At 61.9% G+C, this 15,585-nt stretch carries 13 protein-coding genes; 4 read left to right on the forward strand and 9 right to left on the reverse strand.

All coding sequences use genetic code 11. The features are described from left to right. Nucleotides 1-25 precede the first annotated feature (25 nt). The 5 genes from AC4FWB_RS22320 to AC4FWB_RS22340 form a co-directional block, all read right to left on the reverse strand. Nucleotides 26-1,108, reverse strand: a complete 1,083-nt coding sequence (locus AC4FWB_RS22320; protein WP_491028405.1) for a calcium:cation antiporter — start codon at nucleotides 1,106-1,108, stop codon at nucleotides 26-28. A gap of 183 nt (nucleotides 1,109-1,291) precedes the next feature. Next, nucleotides 1,292-2,098 carry an amino acid ABC transporter ATP-binding protein gene (locus AC4FWB_RS22325; protein WP_491028406.1) on the reverse strand — a complete coding sequence of 269 codons (807 nt, stop codon included), beginning with the start codon at nucleotides 2,096-2,098 and terminating at the stop codon, nucleotides 1,292-1,294. Continuing rightward, nucleotides 2,095-3,036 (reverse strand): amino acid ABC transporter permease, encoded by a 942-nt coding sequence (locus AC4FWB_RS22330; protein ID WP_491028407.1) that lies wholly within the window; start codon nucleotides 3,034-3,036, stop codon nucleotides 2,095-2,097. Before AC4FWB_RS22330 ends, AC4FWB_RS22325 begins: the two co-directional genes overlap by 4 nt. A 152-nt stretch (nucleotides 3,037-3,188) precedes the next feature. Then, a complete protein-coding gene (locus tag AC4FWB_RS22335; RefSeq protein WP_491028408.1) occupies nucleotides 3,189-4,046 on the reverse strand; it encodes an ABC transporter substrate-binding protein in 858 nt (285 codons plus the stop codon). A gap of 88 nt (nucleotides 4,047-4,134) precedes the next feature. Beyond that, nucleotides 4,135-5,148 carry an isopenicillin N synthase family dioxygenase gene (locus tag AC4FWB_RS22340; RefSeq protein WP_491028409.1) on the reverse strand — a complete coding sequence of 338 codons (1,014 nt, stop codon included), beginning with the start codon at nucleotides 5,146-5,148 and terminating at the stop codon, nucleotides 4,135-4,137. Nucleotides 5,149-5,240: 92 nt separating this feature from the next. On the opposite strand from AC4FWB_RS22340, the gene AC4FWB_RS22345 reads away from it, so the two are divergent. Both AC4FWB_RS22345 and AC4FWB_RS22350 read left to right on the forward strand, forming a co-directional pair. After that, a complete protein-coding gene (locus AC4FWB_RS22345; RefSeq protein ID WP_491028410.1) occupies nucleotides 5,241-6,185 on the forward strand; it encodes a nucleoside hydrolase in 945 nt (314 codons plus the stop codon). 218 nt (nucleotides 6,186-6,403) lie between these two features. After that, entirely contained in the window at nucleotides 6,404-7,078 is a 675-nt protein-coding gene (locus tag AC4FWB_RS22350; protein ID WP_491028411.1) for a TetR/AcrR family transcriptional regulator, read from the forward strand. A gap of 47 nt (nucleotides 7,079-7,125) precedes the next feature. On the opposite strand, the gene AC4FWB_RS22355 is transcribed toward AC4FWB_RS22350, so the two are convergent. Then, the gene (locus AC4FWB_RS22355) at nucleotides 7,126-7,320 is read right to left on the reverse strand and encodes a hypothetical protein (RefSeq protein WP_491028412.1); all 195 of its coding nucleotides are present in this window, start codon (nucleotides 7,318-7,320) and stop codon (nucleotides 7,126-7,128) included. 190 nt (nucleotides 7,321-7,510) lie between these two features. Between AC4FWB_RS22355 and AC4FWB_RS22360 the strand changes: the two genes are divergently transcribed. Together AC4FWB_RS22360 and AC4FWB_RS22365 are read left to right on the forward strand one after the other, a co-directional pair. Next, a complete protein-coding gene (locus tag AC4FWB_RS22360) occupies nucleotides 7,511-9,280 on the forward strand; it encodes a type I secretion system permease/ATPase (RefSeq protein ID WP_491028413.1) in 1,770 nt (589 codons plus the stop codon). Continuing rightward, nucleotides 9,267-10,607, forward strand: a complete 1,341-nt coding sequence (locus AC4FWB_RS22365) for an HlyD family type I secretion periplasmic adaptor subunit (protein ID WP_491028414.1) — start codon at nucleotides 9,267-9,269, stop codon at nucleotides 10,605-10,607. Before AC4FWB_RS22360 ends, AC4FWB_RS22365 begins: the two co-directional genes overlap by 14 nt. A gap of 88 nt (nucleotides 10,608-10,695) precedes the next feature. Here the strand turns inward: AC4FWB_RS22365 and AC4FWB_RS22370 are convergent, their stop codons facing one another. The 3 genes from AC4FWB_RS22370 to AC4FWB_RS22380 form a co-directional block, all read right to left on the reverse strand. Further along, entirely contained in the window at nucleotides 10,696-12,057 is a 1,362-nt protein-coding gene (locus tag AC4FWB_RS22370; RefSeq protein ID WP_491028415.1) for a hypothetical protein, read from the reverse strand. Nucleotides 12,058-12,270: 213 nt separating this feature from the next. After that, nucleotides 12,271-13,284, reverse strand: coding sequence for a radical SAM protein (locus AC4FWB_RS22375; RefSeq protein WP_491028416.1), 1,014 nt, complete (start codon nucleotides 13,282-13,284; stop codon nucleotides 12,271-12,273). Between the two features lie 208 nt (nucleotides 13,285-13,492). After that, nucleotides 13,493-15,250, reverse strand: a complete 1,758-nt coding sequence (locus AC4FWB_RS22380) for an AMP-binding protein (RefSeq protein WP_491028417.1) — start codon at nucleotides 15,248-15,250, stop codon at nucleotides 13,493-13,495. Nucleotides 15,251-15,585: the final 335 nt, after the last annotated feature.

Consider the following 15,585-nt stretch of genomic DNA (forward strand, 5'->3'; position numbering starts at 1 on the left):
CCGATTGCCGGCCTCACCAAAGCTCTCACGGCACGAATATCAGAAACACGTAGGTAAAGAACACCACAACATGGACCATGCCTGTCAGGAACGTGGTTCTTTCGGTGCTGAAGCTGACGCTGCATATGAAAAGCGCCAAGACCAGAAGCACCGCGTCAGCCGCCGGAAGCCCTAGGGTCAATCCTCTGCCCGTCAGCAGGCTGGCGGCCGCGACGGCCGGTATGGTCAAACCGATCGTGGCGCAAGCCGAACCCATCGCAACGTTCAAGCCGCGCTGCAGCTCGTTGTTGAGCGAAGCGCGAACCGCCGAAATGGCCTCCGGCATCAAAACCAGCCCCGCGATCAAAGCCCCCACGATACTGTCAGCCTGGCTCACCTGGTAGGCAACGAGCGTATCCTCGACACTTGCGGCCACCTGCTCGGCGAGCATGACAATTCCGATCAGCCCGCCCAACAGCAGCAGGGCGCTGACGGAAATGCTGCGGTGAGAGGCAGTTCGCATCGAAACGTCGTGCCCCTCTCCTTGGACGAAGTCCTCCCGGTGCCGGACGGTCTGGGCGAACACGAAACTTGCATAGAGCAGCACTGAAAGGACGCTCACAAACCCAAGCTGGGCTGCCGAAAACGTGCCGGGATCCGTAGTTCTGGTGTAGGTCGGGAGAATAAGCGTCATGACGGTCAGCGCGATCAGAACCGACAGGTATGCGCTGGTCCCTTGCCGAAGGATCGCCTGCTTGCGATGAAGCCAGCCGCCAAGCGTGAGACACGTGCCGACGACGCCGGTTGAGGTAATCATCACCGTCGAGAAAACGGACTCCCGTGCCAGTGTCGGGTTGTTCTCTCCATGCAGCATCATGGAAACGATGATCGACACTTCGATCGCCGTCACGGCAAAGGTCAGCACCAACGTTCCGTACGGCTCCCCCACGCGCCGGGCCACGGCCTCGGCGTGGTCGAGCACCACGAAAATGGTGGTGAACATGATCGCGGTCGACAGCGCTCCAACAACGACCCTGACGTTCAGCGAACCTTCGTCCACCGAAAGGCCGCTGGCTCTGACCGCGACAGCCATCACCAGGGCGGCCAACGGCATCGTGTAGGAAGTCACCGACCGTCCGAATCCAGTCATTGAAGCCCTCTGCGTTTCCGCGAACTTAGCGGAAAAGCCCAGGGGAAGCACCTCGGCCGATATCAGTGCGAAGCGGGCAAGTCTGTCCCCTGCGTTCGAGTTCTTCAAGCGATGCGCGGCGCCGCGCTTGTGGTGGTCGATTTGGCCGGCTCACGACCGATCTCAAAGAACCCGCGACAGGAACTCGCGCGTGCGCGGCGATTGCGGATTGGCGATCATCTCGCGCGGCGCGCCGCGCTCGACGATCACGCCGCCGTCCATGAAGACGAGCTGGTCGCCGATCTCGCGGGCAAAGCCGATCTCGTGGGTGACGACCACCATCGTCATGCCGCTCTCGGCGAGATCGCGCATGACCTGCAGCACCTCGCCGACGAGCTCGGGATCGAGCGCCGAGGTCGGCTCGTCGAACAGCAACACCTTCGGCTTCATCGCCATGGCGCGGGCGATCGCCACGCGCTGCTGCTGGCCACCCGACAATTCGCGCGGGTAGCGGTCGACCTTGTCGAGCAGGCCGACGCGCTTGAGCAGGACCTCGGCTTCCGCCTTCGCCTGGTCGGGTGCAATCCGCCGCACCTGCGTCGGTGCCTCGATGAGGTTCTCCATCACCGTCATGTGCGAGAACAGGTTGAAGGACTGGAACAGCATGCCGATCTCGGCGCGCCGCCGGCAGAGCAGATCGTCCTTGACCTCGTAGAGCTTGTCGTCCCTGAGGTCGTAGCCGACGAACTGGCTGTCGACGAGCAGGAGCCCGCCGCTGATCTTCTCCAGATGGTTGATGCAGCGCAGGAAGGTGCTCTTGCCGGAGCCCGACGGGCCGATGATGCAGGCGACCGAGCCTGCCGGCACATCGAGATCGATGCCCTGGAGCACCTCCAGCTGGCCATAGGATTTGCGCACGCCGCGCGCGAACACCATGGAATCGGCGGGCACGCCGAAACGGGCGCGGTTCTCGGACTTCACGTCGCTCATCGGGCAATGCCACGCAGGCTGATGGCGTTGCGCAGCGCGCACATCGTCAGCGGATCGCGGCGCGTGTCGCTGCGGCCGAAATGGCGCTCGAGGAAATGCTGCCCGACCGACATGATGCTGACCACCGCGAGGTACCAGAACGCCACCACGATCAGCAGCGGGATCGTCTCGAAGGTGCGGGCATAGATGCTCTGGGCCGAATAGAACAGATCGTCGACCGCGATGAAGGTCACCAGCGATGTCATCTTGAGCAGATTGATGGCCTCGTTGCCGGTCGGCGGCAGCACGAAGCGCATGGCCTGCGGCAGCGTGATGCGCTTCAGGATCATGCGGTAGGGCATGCCGAGCGCGCTCGCCGCTTCCGCCTGGCCCGACGGCACCGACTTGATGCCGGCGCGGATGATCTCGGCCATATAGCCCGCCTCGCAGAGCGAAAGTGCCACGACGGCCGAGAAGAACGGCGTCATGAAATCGTTGGTGCGGGCGGAGAAGATGGTGCCGAGGAACGGCAAGGTCAGCGAGACCTCGCGCACCAGCAGCGACAGGTTGAACCAGAAAATCAGCTGGATCAGCGCCGGCACACCGCGGAAGAACCAGACATAGACGCCGGCGAAGCCGCGCAGCACCGGGCTCGGCGACACGCGCATGATGGCGATGACGGTGCCGATGACGATCGCCAGCGCCATGATCACCACGGTGAGGATCAAGGTGTTGGAAAGGCCGCGCATGATCGAGGGATGGAAGACGTAGCCCGCGGCCGTGCCCCAGGCGAAGGCCGGGTTGCTGGCAAAGGCCCGCACGATGAGGAAGGCCAGCAGCAAGGCGAATGCCGTGCCGACCCAGATGCCATAGCGGCGCTGCGGCACGACAGTGAGCCGCGCCACCGCGGCGGCGGCGCCCGGCTCGACGCTCATCTCGGTCGGGTGGGCCACGCCCATCGCAGATCTCCTAATCCTGCCAGGCGTCCGGTCTATCGGACGCCGATGTCCGTTCAAAACGCCCGCGCGCCCGGCCGGGCGCGCAAAACAATTTGCGCTGAATTTGCGCATGATCCTTCCCGAAAATCGATGCCGATTCTCGGAAACGCGCGTCAGTCGGCGCGCAGCGCATCCATGCCGTTGACGAAATACGGCTCCTTGATCTCATAGGCCCCCATGCCGTATTTCTCGAGAACGGCCTTGTAGCTTCCGTTCTTGAACAGCTCCGCGAGCGCCGCGACCATCATGTCGGCGGTGCCTTTGTCGTCCTTGGCGATGGCGAGGCCCAGCGGCGCGACGTCGTAGAGGGTCGGCAGGACGACGAGTTGGCCCTTGCTGGTCACCTCGAAGTAGCTCGATGCGGTGGCATCATCCATGCGGGCGTCGAGGCGGTCGGAGAGCACCGCCTGGACGATGTCGGTCGAGGAGTTGAAGACCGATTTCTCGATCGCCGCCTGGCCCTTGTCGGCGCATTCCTTGCCGAGCTTGTCGACCAGGAAGTCCGACGCGCTGCCGGCCGAGACGCCGATGCGCTTGCCGCAAAGCGGCGTGTCGCCGCTGAAGCTCGCCTTCTTGTCGGGCGAGGTCGAAACGGCAAGGCCCGCCTTGAGGAACATGACGAAGTCGACCTGCTTGAGGCGCTCGGGCGTGGCCGAGAAGGTCTCCCAGGCGATCTTGAAGCGGCCGGCCGCCAGTCCGGGGATCATCGACGGGAACGGCGTGCGCTGGATGTCGAGCTTGGCGTCGACCAGCTTGGCGACCTCGCCGGCCAATTCGATGATGATGCCGGTCTGCTTGCCGTCGGCATCGAGATATTCGAACGGCGCATAGTCAAGCGTGTTGGCGACGGCGAGCGTGCCGCTCTGCTGGACCTCCGCCGATTTCGCGATCTCGGCTGCCTTCGAAAAGCCGCTCCAGGCCGTTGCAAGTGCGACCAGCGCCATGCCGGCCATGCGCAGATGTGTTCTCATCGTCGTTCCCCTTTTTTGCTTGTTCGGTGATCGCAGTCTCTCAATCGCCTCGGCGCCGCCCTGCAGGCCGGCGCCGATCCGGTTCGCTTTACGCGCTTGCCGTCTCGGCGGCCTTCTTCTTGCGGTAGTGGTAGTTCTTGTCGATGCGCTCCATCAGGTAGTCGCCATAGAGCACGGGCTCGTATTTCGGCTTGGCGCCGGCCGGAACGCAGACGGGCAGCGCCTCGATCGTCTCGTCCATCGACGGATCGAAGAAGAAGGGCTGCGAATAGCGCTCGCGGCCGGACCGGTTGATCACTCGGTGCGGCGTCGAGACGAACTGGTCGTTCGACCAGCGCGCCAGGATGTCGCCGACATTCATCACGAAGGAATCCGGGATCGGCGGCGCCGGCACCCATTCGCCCGCCTTGTTCTTGACCTCCAGGCCGCCGACGTCGTCCTGTGCCAGCAAGGTGATGAAGCCGTAGTCGGTGTGCGGCGCCGAGCCGAACAGCCCTTCTTCCTGCGGCTGCGTCGGGTAGTGCAGCAGCCGCAGAAATGTGGTCGGCTGTTCGAAATAGCGGTCGAGGCTGCCGGCGGGCAGGCCGAGCGACAGCGCGATGGCGCGGACCATCTTGCGGGCGAGCGTGCCCATCTCGTCGACATAGCGCTCGATGGTTTCCCGGAAGCCGTTCAGCGCCGCCTCGTCCGGCCACTGGTTGGGGCCCTGCAGCGGCTTTTCGGCGAGAGCCCTGGGATCGTCTTCGCCGACCTCGTGCATAAAAAAGATCGACTCGCTTTGGTTCGGCTTGCTGACGGTCGCGACCGACGAGGTGACGATGGTCGAGCCGGCGAACGGCAGGTAGCCGCGGAAATTCCTGTCGATCTTGAGCTTGAGCTTCTCTTCTTCCGGCAAGGCGAAGAAGCGCTTGCTCGCCTCGCGCACCGCCTCGACATCGGCGCGCGGGATCGGATGGCCGACGACATAGAGGAAGCCGATCGTCTCGAGATAGCGGCGCAGCGTCGCCGCGGTCGCCCAGATCGCGTCCTCGTCGGCGCCGTAGAGAGCCGACACGTCGAGGATCGGAATTTCGGAAAAGTCGCCGCGCTCTCGTTCGCCCATTTTCGATCACCCTGTCTTGAACATAAGATACAGTACTGTATTTCTACACATCCGAACGGGCTCATCAATAGGCTTTCGAAGGCAGGCACGACATGGCACCACGCAAGATCATCATCGACACCGATCCCGGCCAGGACGACGCCTTCGCGATCCTGTTCGCGCTCGGCTCGCCGGCCGAACTCGAGGTGGTGGGCATCACCACGGTCGGCGGCAACGTACCGCTGCCGCTGACCTCGAAGAACGCGCTGAAGGTGGTCGAGCTCGCCGGGCGGCCCGACGTGCCGGTCTATGCCGGCTGCCCCGGGCCGATGGTGAAGACGCTGATGACGGCCGAATATGTGCACGGCAAGACCGGGCTCGACGGCGCCGATCTCCCCGAACCGGTGACGCCGCTGCAGAGCGAGCATGGCGTCAACTATCTCGTGCGGGCGATCATGGATGCGCCGGAGGGCGAGCTTACCGTCTGCACGCTGGGCCCGATGACGAACCTGGCGATGGCCATGACCATGGAGCCGAAGATCATCCCGCGCCTGCGCGAAGTGGTGCTGATGGGCGGCGGCTTCTTCGAGGGCGGCAACGCCACGCCCGCCGCCGAGTTCAACATCTTCGTCGACCCGCATGCGGCGCACAAAGTGTTCGATAGCGGCGTGCCGCTGACGATGGCGGGCATCGATTGCACCTACACCGCGATGATGACGCTGGAATGGCTGGACCGCTTGCGCGCCACCGGCAGCAGGGCCGCGATCGAGGCCGCGAACCTCGCCGACTTCTATCGCCAGTACGGCAGCCACAAATTCGGCACGCCGGGGCGACCGATCCACGACGCCTGCGTCACCGGCTATCTCCTGGCGCCGGAGATCTACGAAAAGCGCCAATGCGCGGTGACGGTGGATATCGTCTCGCCCGAGACGATCGGCATGACCGTCGTCGACTGGTGGCATGTCACCGGACGGCGCAAGAATTGCAACGTGCTGCGCCGCATCGAGCCGACACCATTCTTCGAACTCATGCTGCAGCGGATCAGCGCGTTGCCGTAAACATCGGGTTCCACAGTGGACAGCGGCGGTAGCGGGTTGCGAAGCGGGCAAACATCGGCTTGATCAAGGACGGCTCGGCGAATTGCCGCTACAGCGCCGGGCGTCCTTTCGGACGCACAAAGGACGCTGTAGCACTTTGATTGGCGCATGATTCCTTCCCGAAAATCGATTCCGATTTTCGGGGTCATGCGCCGGCCGCCATGGAGGCCTGGAAGCAGTTGAAAGCGGATGCCGCCTTGGCAAAAACGAAACGATCGTCCGGAGCGCGAGCCAGATCGACGACGGCGAGGCAGACGCTGAGCCGAGAGGCCTGGATCGCGGCGGCGCGCAAGGTGCTGGAAAAGCGCGGCATCGCCGAGGTCAAGATCGACCGCCTGTCCAAGCAGTTGAAGGTCACGCGCGGCAGCTTCTACTTCCACTTCACCAGCCTCGCCGATCTCCGCGATGGGCTCTTGCAGGAATGGCGCAACATCAACTGCGCGCCCTTCTGGGCGATGCGCGAGATGCACGACGTGGACGGCCTGCAGTTCTTCACCGACATCGTGCATGTGTGGGTCGACGAGGACCCGTTCAGCCCGCTGCTCGATCTTGCCGTGCGCGACTGGTCGCGGACGTCGAGGAAGCTGGCGCAGGAAGTGAAGGATATGGACGACCTGCGCATCACGCTGCTCGTCCGCTCCTTCCGCGCCATGGGCTATTCGCCGGACGAAAGCCTGGTTAGAGCGCGCATCACCTATTTCCACCAGATCGGCCAGTACGCGCTGTCGTTCAAGGAGGACCCGGCGGTGCGCCGCAGCTACCAGCCGCTGTTCGGCGAAGTGCTGCTCGGCCCGCTCGTCGAGGAACCGGGCTCGGCGCCAAGGCCATCGGAGGGACGAAGCGGGCGGCGGTAGCGGATGCTTGGCGTAGCCGGCTGATGTCGGCGGGGCGCTTCTGGCCTTTAGGTCCGGTCGGCATCGGCGCGTTGCTGCTGTGCCCGCTTACAAATATCATCAAGCTTTTCGCGGATCCGGTCGTTATCGAACAGCAGCTTGGCGCGTGGGAATCCTCTGCTACGAAGCTCCCACTCTATGGCAAGCCATCCTTCATAGTCGCCAGATACCGCAAGTTTCCCGGCTTCGCGCCACATATGCACGTCACGCTCTCGGGACACACCGTTTCCCCCCGTGCTTTTGCGCCAAGCATATAGGAGGTCGGGCCGATGTGAAATGCATATTGCATTTCGGAATGTTTCAAACTGGGACACTACCGATAGCGCGGCCGCCTGGCATGATATATAAAGATTTCCTAATGTGATCGCTTGGCCCCAAGAGGCGATTTCGGGGATGCCCAATTACACGAACAGAAGGGAGCTGTGGAAAAGCGTGGCCGAAATGGGCCTCTTCTCCGCGGTGATGAACGCACTGGTGCTGGTTCTGCCTCTGTACATGCTGCAGGTATATGATCGGGTTTTGCCAGCCGCCAATTTGGACACTCTCACCTACCTGACATTGCTTGCGCTTTCGTCGCTCTTGCTCTTTGGCGTGCTCGAAGTCGTGCGGGGTGTATATGCAAGCCGGCTCGCCGCGCGATTGGATGTCTCTTTGGGTACATCGTCTTTTCTCGCCGCAATGAGTGGCCCCCGGGCGGGCCTCGGCGATGTCCAAGCCTTGCGCGATTTGGCCACGCTGCGAGTTTTCATCGCTTCGAGAACTATTTTCTTTCTCTTCGACCTTCCTTTCGGGCCAATCTTCGTGGGCCTGCTCTATTTCATCCATCCGTTGCTCTTCCTCGTCACGGTCGTCGGGGCGGTTCTCATGGTCACCATCGCCATGCTGAACCAGTTCGCGAGTTCGCGACCTGGCAAGGAGATGGCGGAGAATCTCAACGCCTCAATGAATTCAGCGCAGGCCTTCGCCCGAAACTTCGAAACCGTTCGCGCACTTGGCATGGTGTCCAACGCGATAGAGTTCTGGGGGACCCGTTTTTCCGGCTCTCTGCACGCCTCGGATGGGCTCGCTCGCATCAATGCATTTTACGGCGGTGTATCCCGCACCGCTCGTTCGACACTGCAGATCGCGATTTTGGGGGTCGGCGCTTATCTGGTTCTGCACAACGAGATGACCGCCGGTATGATATTTGCGTCCTCGATGATTTCGGCGCGCGCTCTGCAGCCTCTTGATCAGATCATTGGCAGTTGGCGGCAGATCATCGACGCCAATCTCGCATGGAAGAGGCTTTCGGCTCTCCGATCCGGACCGGACGACCAGGAAAACGTAGCATTGCCGGCTCCTCAAGGAGCGTTAAGCGTGGATCAAATAGTCTATCATCTTCCGGGCGCGGCCGACGGGTCGCTGCCGCTGATAAAGCGCCTGACCTTTGAAGTCGCCGCCGGCGAAACAGTCGCGATCGTCGGGCCGAGCCAGGCTGGAAAATCGACCCTGGCGCGCCTCATCGTCGGTGCCATCGAGCCCCGCTCGGGGGCGGTCCGGATCGACGGCGGCGATATTCGAAACTGGGATCCGGAAGAACTCGGCCGCCATATTGGTTACCTCCCGCAAGACGTGGAACTCTTCCCGGGGACCATTGCCCAAAATATCGCGCGTTTCGAACCGGATGCGCCCGACGAGAAATTGGTCCAGGCAGCCCAGCGGGCCCAAGTGCATGAGCTCATCCTGGGTCAGAGGGATGGCTATTCGACGCTGATCGGCCCGATGGGCGTTCGCCTTTCGGGTGGCGAGCGTCAGCGCATCGGGCTTGCTCGCGCCTTTTACGGCGATCCCAAGGTGCTGGTTCTCGACGAGCCCAATGCAAATCTCGATTCCAACGGCGAAGCCGCGCTCGAGCGGGCGATCATCCAGGCGCGTTCACGAAAAACGACTGTGCTCGTCATAACCCATCGGCCCTCTCTCGCTTCCAAATGCGATCGCATATTGATGCTGCGCAGTGGCCAGATCGAGATCTACGGCTTGACCAAGGACGTGCTCGATAGACTTATCACGCGACGGGGCCAAGCGGGGCGGCCCGCAGCCTCTCAGCCGCGTAGCAGCGAAGGAGTGGTGCCTTTCCCGTCATCTGCTCGCGGGGAGATAAAGGTCGCTAATGACGGTTCCTAGCCAAACCATCGGCGCCAAGACGTATCGCTGGCAGCGCAACGTCGATACACGCACGGATCGGATCACGCTGGCGGGGTATGCAAGCGTGTCCGTTTTCTTGCTCGGCTTCGGATTCTGGGGCGCAATGGCGCCGATTGCCGGAGCAACGATCGCGCCGGGAGTGGTCGCGGCAGCTGGACAGAATGTCATGATCCAGCATCTCGAAGGTGGCGTGGTCAGCAGCATCAAGGCCCGAGAGGGTGACAGAGTCTTACGAGGCCAGGCCCTGATCGTGCTCGATCCGACGGTGGCGCAGTCCCAGCTCAACCGGGTCCTCAAACAGTGGGTCGCACAAAAAGCTGAAATCGCGCGGCTCGAGGCAGAACGGGACGGCCTGGAGAAAATCGTCCTGCCCCGCGATCTAGGCGCCTACTCTGACGCGCCCGAATTCAGTGACGTCTTTGCAGAGCAAACCAAGGAGTTCCAGGCTCGGCTGGCGCGCTATGCCGCAGAGCAGGAGATTCTGAGGCAACGGGTAGCAGCCCTTCGGGAAGCCGTTGCCGGCTTGAGGGCGCAGAAGGATGCTGCGGAAAACCAGCTCGCGATCGTCAATGCCGAGGCGGAACGCAAGAAGCAGTTGCTGGAAAAGGGACTGACAAATCGTTCTGAATACACCGATCTTCTGCGTAGCACCGCCGAGTTGGCAGGTCAGGCCGGATCGCTGGAGGCGCAAATCGCCAGCTCGGCGACCCAGACCGTGGAAGCGCGTCAACAGATTGAAAGACTTACAACCAGCCGGGTCGAGGATGCCGTCACGGAACTGAACAAAGCCCAGGCGCAGGTGGCGGATCTTGAGGAACAGATCAACGCCGCTCGATCGGTCCTGTGGCGGACGACCATTCGTGCGCCGGTGGACGGCATCATTGTTCGCTCGCTCTACAATTCCGAAGGCAGCGTCATCCGTGCCGGCGAGGTTGCAATGGAGCTTCTGCCGACCACGAATGAACTTATCATCGAGGCAAAGATCAAGCCTGAAGACATCGATGCTATCCGGGTCGGCCAAAGCGCGAACATGATGTTGACAGCCCTCAACGCGCGGACAACACCAAAGGTGTCCGGAAAGGTGTTTTACATTTCGGCGGACCGGCTGATCACACCCAGCACTGGACAGCCGTATTACACCGTGCGGCTCAAGATGGCTGATAAGCTGCCCCCGCAGGTCAAGCCCGAGCAAATCTACCCAGGCATGCCGGTCGAAACCTTCATTTCAACCGGCGAGCGAACGTTTCTGACCTATTTGACCAAGCCGCTGGTGGATTCGTTCCAGCGTGCCTTCCGGGAAAGATAGGCCCTATCCTGCCTGCTGCGGCCTTCAACCCCACCCGAAGTGGAACTCGCCAGCCCTTCGCCGTGCCATGGCGCGATCGCATGAGCGATCAAACGATGAACACGTCGTGATAGGTGAGTGCCGCCCCGGGCTCTAGGTGGGCGATTTCCACCTGGGGGGCCGATTTCGAGCCGTCGGGATCATAGTACAGAACGCCCGTGGCCCGGTTGTAGAGCAGGTGATCGTTGCTGTGGGTGGCGTGGTCTCGCAGCTCGAAATACGACGAGTTCACCCGCGTCGGGCTGGACCAGGAACCGGAGCCGAGCTTGGTGAAGACGGCATTGTCGAGATAGAGCGAGTCATGTTCCGCGTCGAAGTCGGTGAGCGTGTCGACATTGCCGGGGCCATAGGCCGTGTCAAACACGAAGACGTCCTCGCCCTTGCCACCGGTCAGCACGTCGTTGCCACCCAGGCCCCGCAGTGTATCGTCGCCAGCCAGGGCATCGAAGGTATCGGCCGCGGCAGTGCCGACAAAAGTATCGTTCCCGGTCGTTCCGTGGGTCGGGTCGGTCGGAGGTAACGGTGTCGGGTCGGTCGGAGGTGACGGTATCGGGTCGGTCCCGTCATGGGCTGCATGCCAGGCCGCCTTGGCCTGGGCCCAGTAGTCGCGGGCCGCCTGGCCTTGAAGGACCGTCCAGCCGGCGGGCGGCATTGGATAATCCGCCGGCAGCGGCTCGTCAGAGAGGTTGAGATAGTAATTGCCGTGCGACTCGACCGTCTTGTCCCAGGCGTGCTGCAGCCGCCCCTGGCCGTTGTGGTGAACGTCGGTGATCGCCACCACGCAGTCGACAAAGTGCAGGCTGGGCGAGATATCGTTAGCGCCTGTGGTGTTGTCGAGCTTGAATGGCGAGCCGTGGGTTATCACGCCTTTGCGAAGGTACTCTCCCATGCCCAGAAGCATGCCATCCATGGTAACCGAGTTGTCAGACCCATCCACGTCACCGTCGCCAAGGCTCACTCCGGAAAACACGTGGTCGAACAGGGAATCCTTGATGGTGCCGCCGATGACGTCGTCGTCCTCGACCGCGTCGTCTCGTGAGTTGCCGACATAGCTATCCTCGATGAGGAAGGTGCCAGTGCCGCCGACCCGGATGCCATCCCAGGGCTGGGTGATCGTCCAGTCGTCGATGGTAAAGCTGTGGGCTGAATTTATACGGACTGCGGCGGAGTTGATGTAGATGCTCTCCCAGTCGGCGGTTTGGGAGACCGTGCCGTTGATCGTGCCGCCGAAAGCCAGGAAGTTGTCGCCGGGGCTGACGATCGCGAAGGGATAGAGGTTGGTTGGACTTCCCTGATTGGCGACGATCCACGAGGCGTTGGTGGCATCGATTATGGTGTCGGCGGGCAGACCGGTTGCTTTATATTGGTGGTAGCCATAGTCGCCGCTCAAGACAATGGTGTTCGTGGCCATGCTTGGCCCCCTTTCACACCCCCGCCCTTTTTGCCCAAACGCCTGAAGCCAGAAAAGCCTGCACCCACCAGAGCCCCGTTAGCGGTATCGTGCAAATCACAAAATGTAAAAAAAAACTCAAAATGTAACAATATGCCCCTTGCAGAAAATGCTGTGGCGCAGCGCGAGGCGGACAGCGGTAGCGGGTGCAGCGCGTGGCTGCGCGTGACGCCTTCAATAGACCTGCGTTGCTGCCGTTTGGGAGAGCGGCAACTTGCCTTGCGGGTACGGCCGGAGCACGTGCCGGAAAAGCCGACGTTTCCAGTGTGTGCGGTCCGAATATTCGTCGAGCGACTCCAGGCGCCAGGAAAAATCGTCATTCCAAACTTTTGTCGCCGAGACCGGCCGCAGGAATGCCGTTCGATAGACATGGGCCGATATGTTCGGTTTCTGGTGCGTTGGGTCTTTCGTATTGGCGAGGATGCGGATGTGCCTCTCCTTGCTCGCCGCAACCAGGTCTGCAACGGCTTCCCTATAGGCCGTCAGGTGGTGAGAGAGATCGGTATTGCGGTATGACGTGCCGCCGAAATCGAAAACCGGGCGGATCTGGATCGTATCGGGACCGTATTCGCCATAGATCTTGATCAGATCCTTCACCTGCCTGAGATTGTCCGGATTGACGGTGAAATTGAGACGCAACCGCGGCTTCCTGCCGCCCTCCCTCACCTTGGCGAGCATGCTCAGCACGGCGTGGTGCTTGTCGAAGGAGGCGCCCGGCATCAGCGCTTCATAGGTGGCCTTTTCGGTGCCATGTGTCGAGATGGTGATTTCGCCCAGGCCGGCTTCCGACAGGCGGCGGATCCCTTGCTCGGTCAGAAGCTGTCCGTTCGTCGTGAAGCCGATGAAAGGAACGCGGTGTCGCGTCGCGAGTTCGACCAGCCAGGGATAATCCTTGAACATGGTCGGCTCCATGGATGCACCGAAATGCACCTGCAGCGCCTGCGGAAAGAGCTCGGCGGCGATGCGCTCAAGGTCCCCTTTGGTCAGGCGGCCCTTCGCATTCTCCGCACGCCAGCGATCATTGGAAAAGAAGCACATGCCGCAACGCAGGTTGCAGGCGTTCACCGGGTCGAGCCTGATGATGGTATAGCGCAACCCAAGAAGTTCCGCACCCAGGGCGGCTGCGAATTTGACGCGAGGGCTCCTCACCAGATTGTTCAGGCGATGCAGTGTTTCCGAACTTGCCATTTTGGCCCCCCACCTTGCCAGGGCACGGGATTCCTGCGGCATAGCGCAAAGCTTGCCGACACATTATTCATATTTTGATTTTGGGGCCACGAAGCCTAGACGCGCCGGTCAGACCGGGGAATACATCATTTGTAGCTAGTCGATAGCCCGTTTTCTGTCGGTTTCGCCCTGGCGTCGGCCCTGCTCATCCGTAAGGCGTATTGCCGGCTCACGCCGTCTTCTGCGCCACCAACCCCAGCTCCTCGACCATGGCCTCGCGCATCAGGAATTTCTGCGGCTTGCCGGTCACCGTCATCGGCAATTCGGTGCGGAAGCGGATGTAGCGCGGCACCTTGTAGTGGGCGATCTGGCCGGCGCAGAAGGCCTTGATTTCCTCAGCGGTGGCGATCTGACCCGGCTTCAGCACGATCCAGGCGCAGAGCTCCTCGCCATATTTGGTGTCGGGGATGCCGAAGACCTGCACTTCCTTGACCTTCGGATGGCGGTAGAGGAATTCCTCGACCTCGCGCGGATAGACGTTCTCGCCGCCGCGGATGACCATGTCCTTCACCCGGCCGACAATGTTGCAATAGCCTTCGGCGTCGATGGTTGCGAGGTCGCCGGTGTGCATCCAGCCTTCGGCGTCGACCGCCTCGCGGGTCTTTTCCGCATCGTCCCAATAGCCCTTCATCACCGAATAGCCGCGCGTGCAGAGCTCGCCCGGCGCGCCGGCCGCGACAGTAGCGCCGTCGGCGCCGATCGCCTTCACCTCGACATGCGGATGGATGCGGCCGACGGTGGAGACGCGCCTTTCCAGCGGATCGTCGACGCTGCTCTGGAAGGAGACCGGGCTGGTCTCGGTCATGCCATAGGCGATCGTCACTTCCGACATGTTCATCAGCGACACAACCTTCTTCATCACCTCGATCGGGCACGGCGAGCCGGCCATGATGCCGGTGCGCAGGCTGGAGAGATCGAAGGTGGAAAAATCGCTGTGGTCGAGCATGGCGACGAACATGGTCGGCACGCCATAGAGGCCGGTGCAGCGTTCGTGCGCCACCGCCTTCAAGGTGGCACCGGCATCGAAGCCTTCACCTGGAAAGACCATGGTCGCGCCCTTGGTGACGCAGCCCATCGTGCCCATCGACATGCCGAAGCAGTGATAGAGCGGCACCGGGATGCAAAGCCGATCGTCGACCGTGAGCTTGATGGCCGAGGTGACGAAATTGCCGTTGTTGACGATGTTCAAATGAGTGAGCGTCGCGCCCTTCGGCGCGCCCGTCGTGCCGGAGGTGAACTGGATGTTGATGGCCTCATTCGGCTTCAGGCTTTCGGAGATGCGGTCGAGGCTGTCATGCTCGTCGCGTCCGGCCATCGCCAGCACATCGCCGAAATTGAACATGCCGGGCGAATTGTCGTCGCCCATGCGGATGACGATTTTCAACGCGGGCAGCTTCTTCGCCTTGAGCTTGCCGGGCTCGGCGGTGACGATCTCCGGCGCCAGCGTCTCGATCATGCCGAGATAGTCGGACGTCTTGAACTGGACCGCCGTAACCAGCGCTCGGCAGCCGACCTTGTTGAGGGCATATTCGAGCTCGGTCAGCCGGTAGGCCGGGTTGATGTTGACCAGGATCAGGCCGATGCGCGCGGTGGCGAACTGCGTCACCAGCCATTCCCAGCGATTGGGCGACCAGATGCCGACACGGTCGCCTTTCTCAAGGCCAAGCGCCAGGAAGCCGGCGGCTAAAGCGTCGACCGTGTCCGACAGCTCGCTCCAGGTGAAGCGCTTGTCCTGGCCGACGAAGACGGCGGCGTCGAGCGTAGCGTATTTGCTCACCGTATCGGAAAAAAGCTCCGGAATGGTCTTGTCGAGCAAGGGCACCGAGCGGTCGCCCGAGACATGCGCCCTGCCGTCCATCGGAGCAATGAAGCTGCGCGTCTTGCGCAGATTGCTGGCGTTCATGAGCTCGTCGAGTTTGATCGCCATCACCGTCTCCTCCCGGGACACGCCAGCCTATCAGCCCATGGCGGCGGTGGAAATCCGCCAAAGGTAGGCAGAGCAATCGCCTGAGGTTTTAATGCCTATCACGGTGATTTAGCGCCCGTCACAGTGATTATGTTTCGATATGTTGGCGCTGCCCCTCATTGTCCTGCCGGACATTTCTCCCCGTATAGTGACGGGGAGAAAGGGCGCGTGTCCGAACCGGATAGATAGGTAACGGAATGGACCGATTGGATGGGTGACAGTTTTCTCGTTAGCCGGGAGGACCGGCGATGGTTTGGCGAGAGACTGGCATCATGGATGAGCGGCTTCGTTTTGTG

Source organism: Mesorhizobium sp. LEGMi-168a (genome assembly GCF_058312955.1).

Excerpts from the sequence above, each read along its gene's own strand:
- AC4FWB_RS22340 (WP_491028409.1), bottom strand. The coding sequence starts at position 5,148 with ATGGGCGAACGAGAGCGCGGCGACTTTTCCGAAATTCCGATCCTCGAC.
- AC4FWB_RS22335 (WP_491028408.1), bottom strand. The coding sequence starts at position 4,046 with ATGAGAACACATCTGCGCATGGCCGGCATGGCGCTGGTCGCACTTGCA.
- AC4FWB_RS22375 (WP_491028416.1), bottom strand. The coding sequence starts at position 13,284 with ATGGCAAGTTCGGAAACACTGCATCGCCTGAACAATCTGGTGAGGAGC.
- AC4FWB_RS22345 (WP_491028410.1), top strand. The coding sequence starts at position 5,241 with ATGGCACCACGCAAGATCATCATCGACACCGATCCCGGCCAGGACGAC.
- AC4FWB_RS22360 (WP_491028413.1), top strand. The coding sequence starts at position 7,511 with ATGCCCAATTACACGAACAGAAGGGAGCTGTGGAAAAGCGTGGCCGAA.
- AC4FWB_RS22330 (WP_491028407.1), bottom strand. The coding sequence starts at position 3,036 with ATGGGCGTGGCCCACCCGACCGAGATGAGCGTCGAGCCGGGCGCCGCC.
- AC4FWB_RS22365 (WP_491028414.1), top strand. The coding sequence starts at position 9,267 with ATGACGGTTCCTAGCCAAACCATCGGCGCCAAGACGTATCGCTGGCAG.
- AC4FWB_RS22370 (WP_491028415.1), bottom strand. The coding sequence starts at position 12,057 with ATGGCCACGAACACCATTGTCTTGAGCGGCGACTATGGCTACCACCAA.
- AC4FWB_RS22380 (WP_491028417.1), bottom strand. The coding sequence starts at position 15,250 with ATGGCGATCAAACTCGACGAGCTCATGAACGCCAGCAATCTGCGCAAG.
- AC4FWB_RS22325 (WP_491028406.1), bottom strand. The coding sequence starts at position 2,098 with ATGAGCGACGTGAAGTCCGAGAACCGCGCCCGTTTCGGCGTGCCCGCC.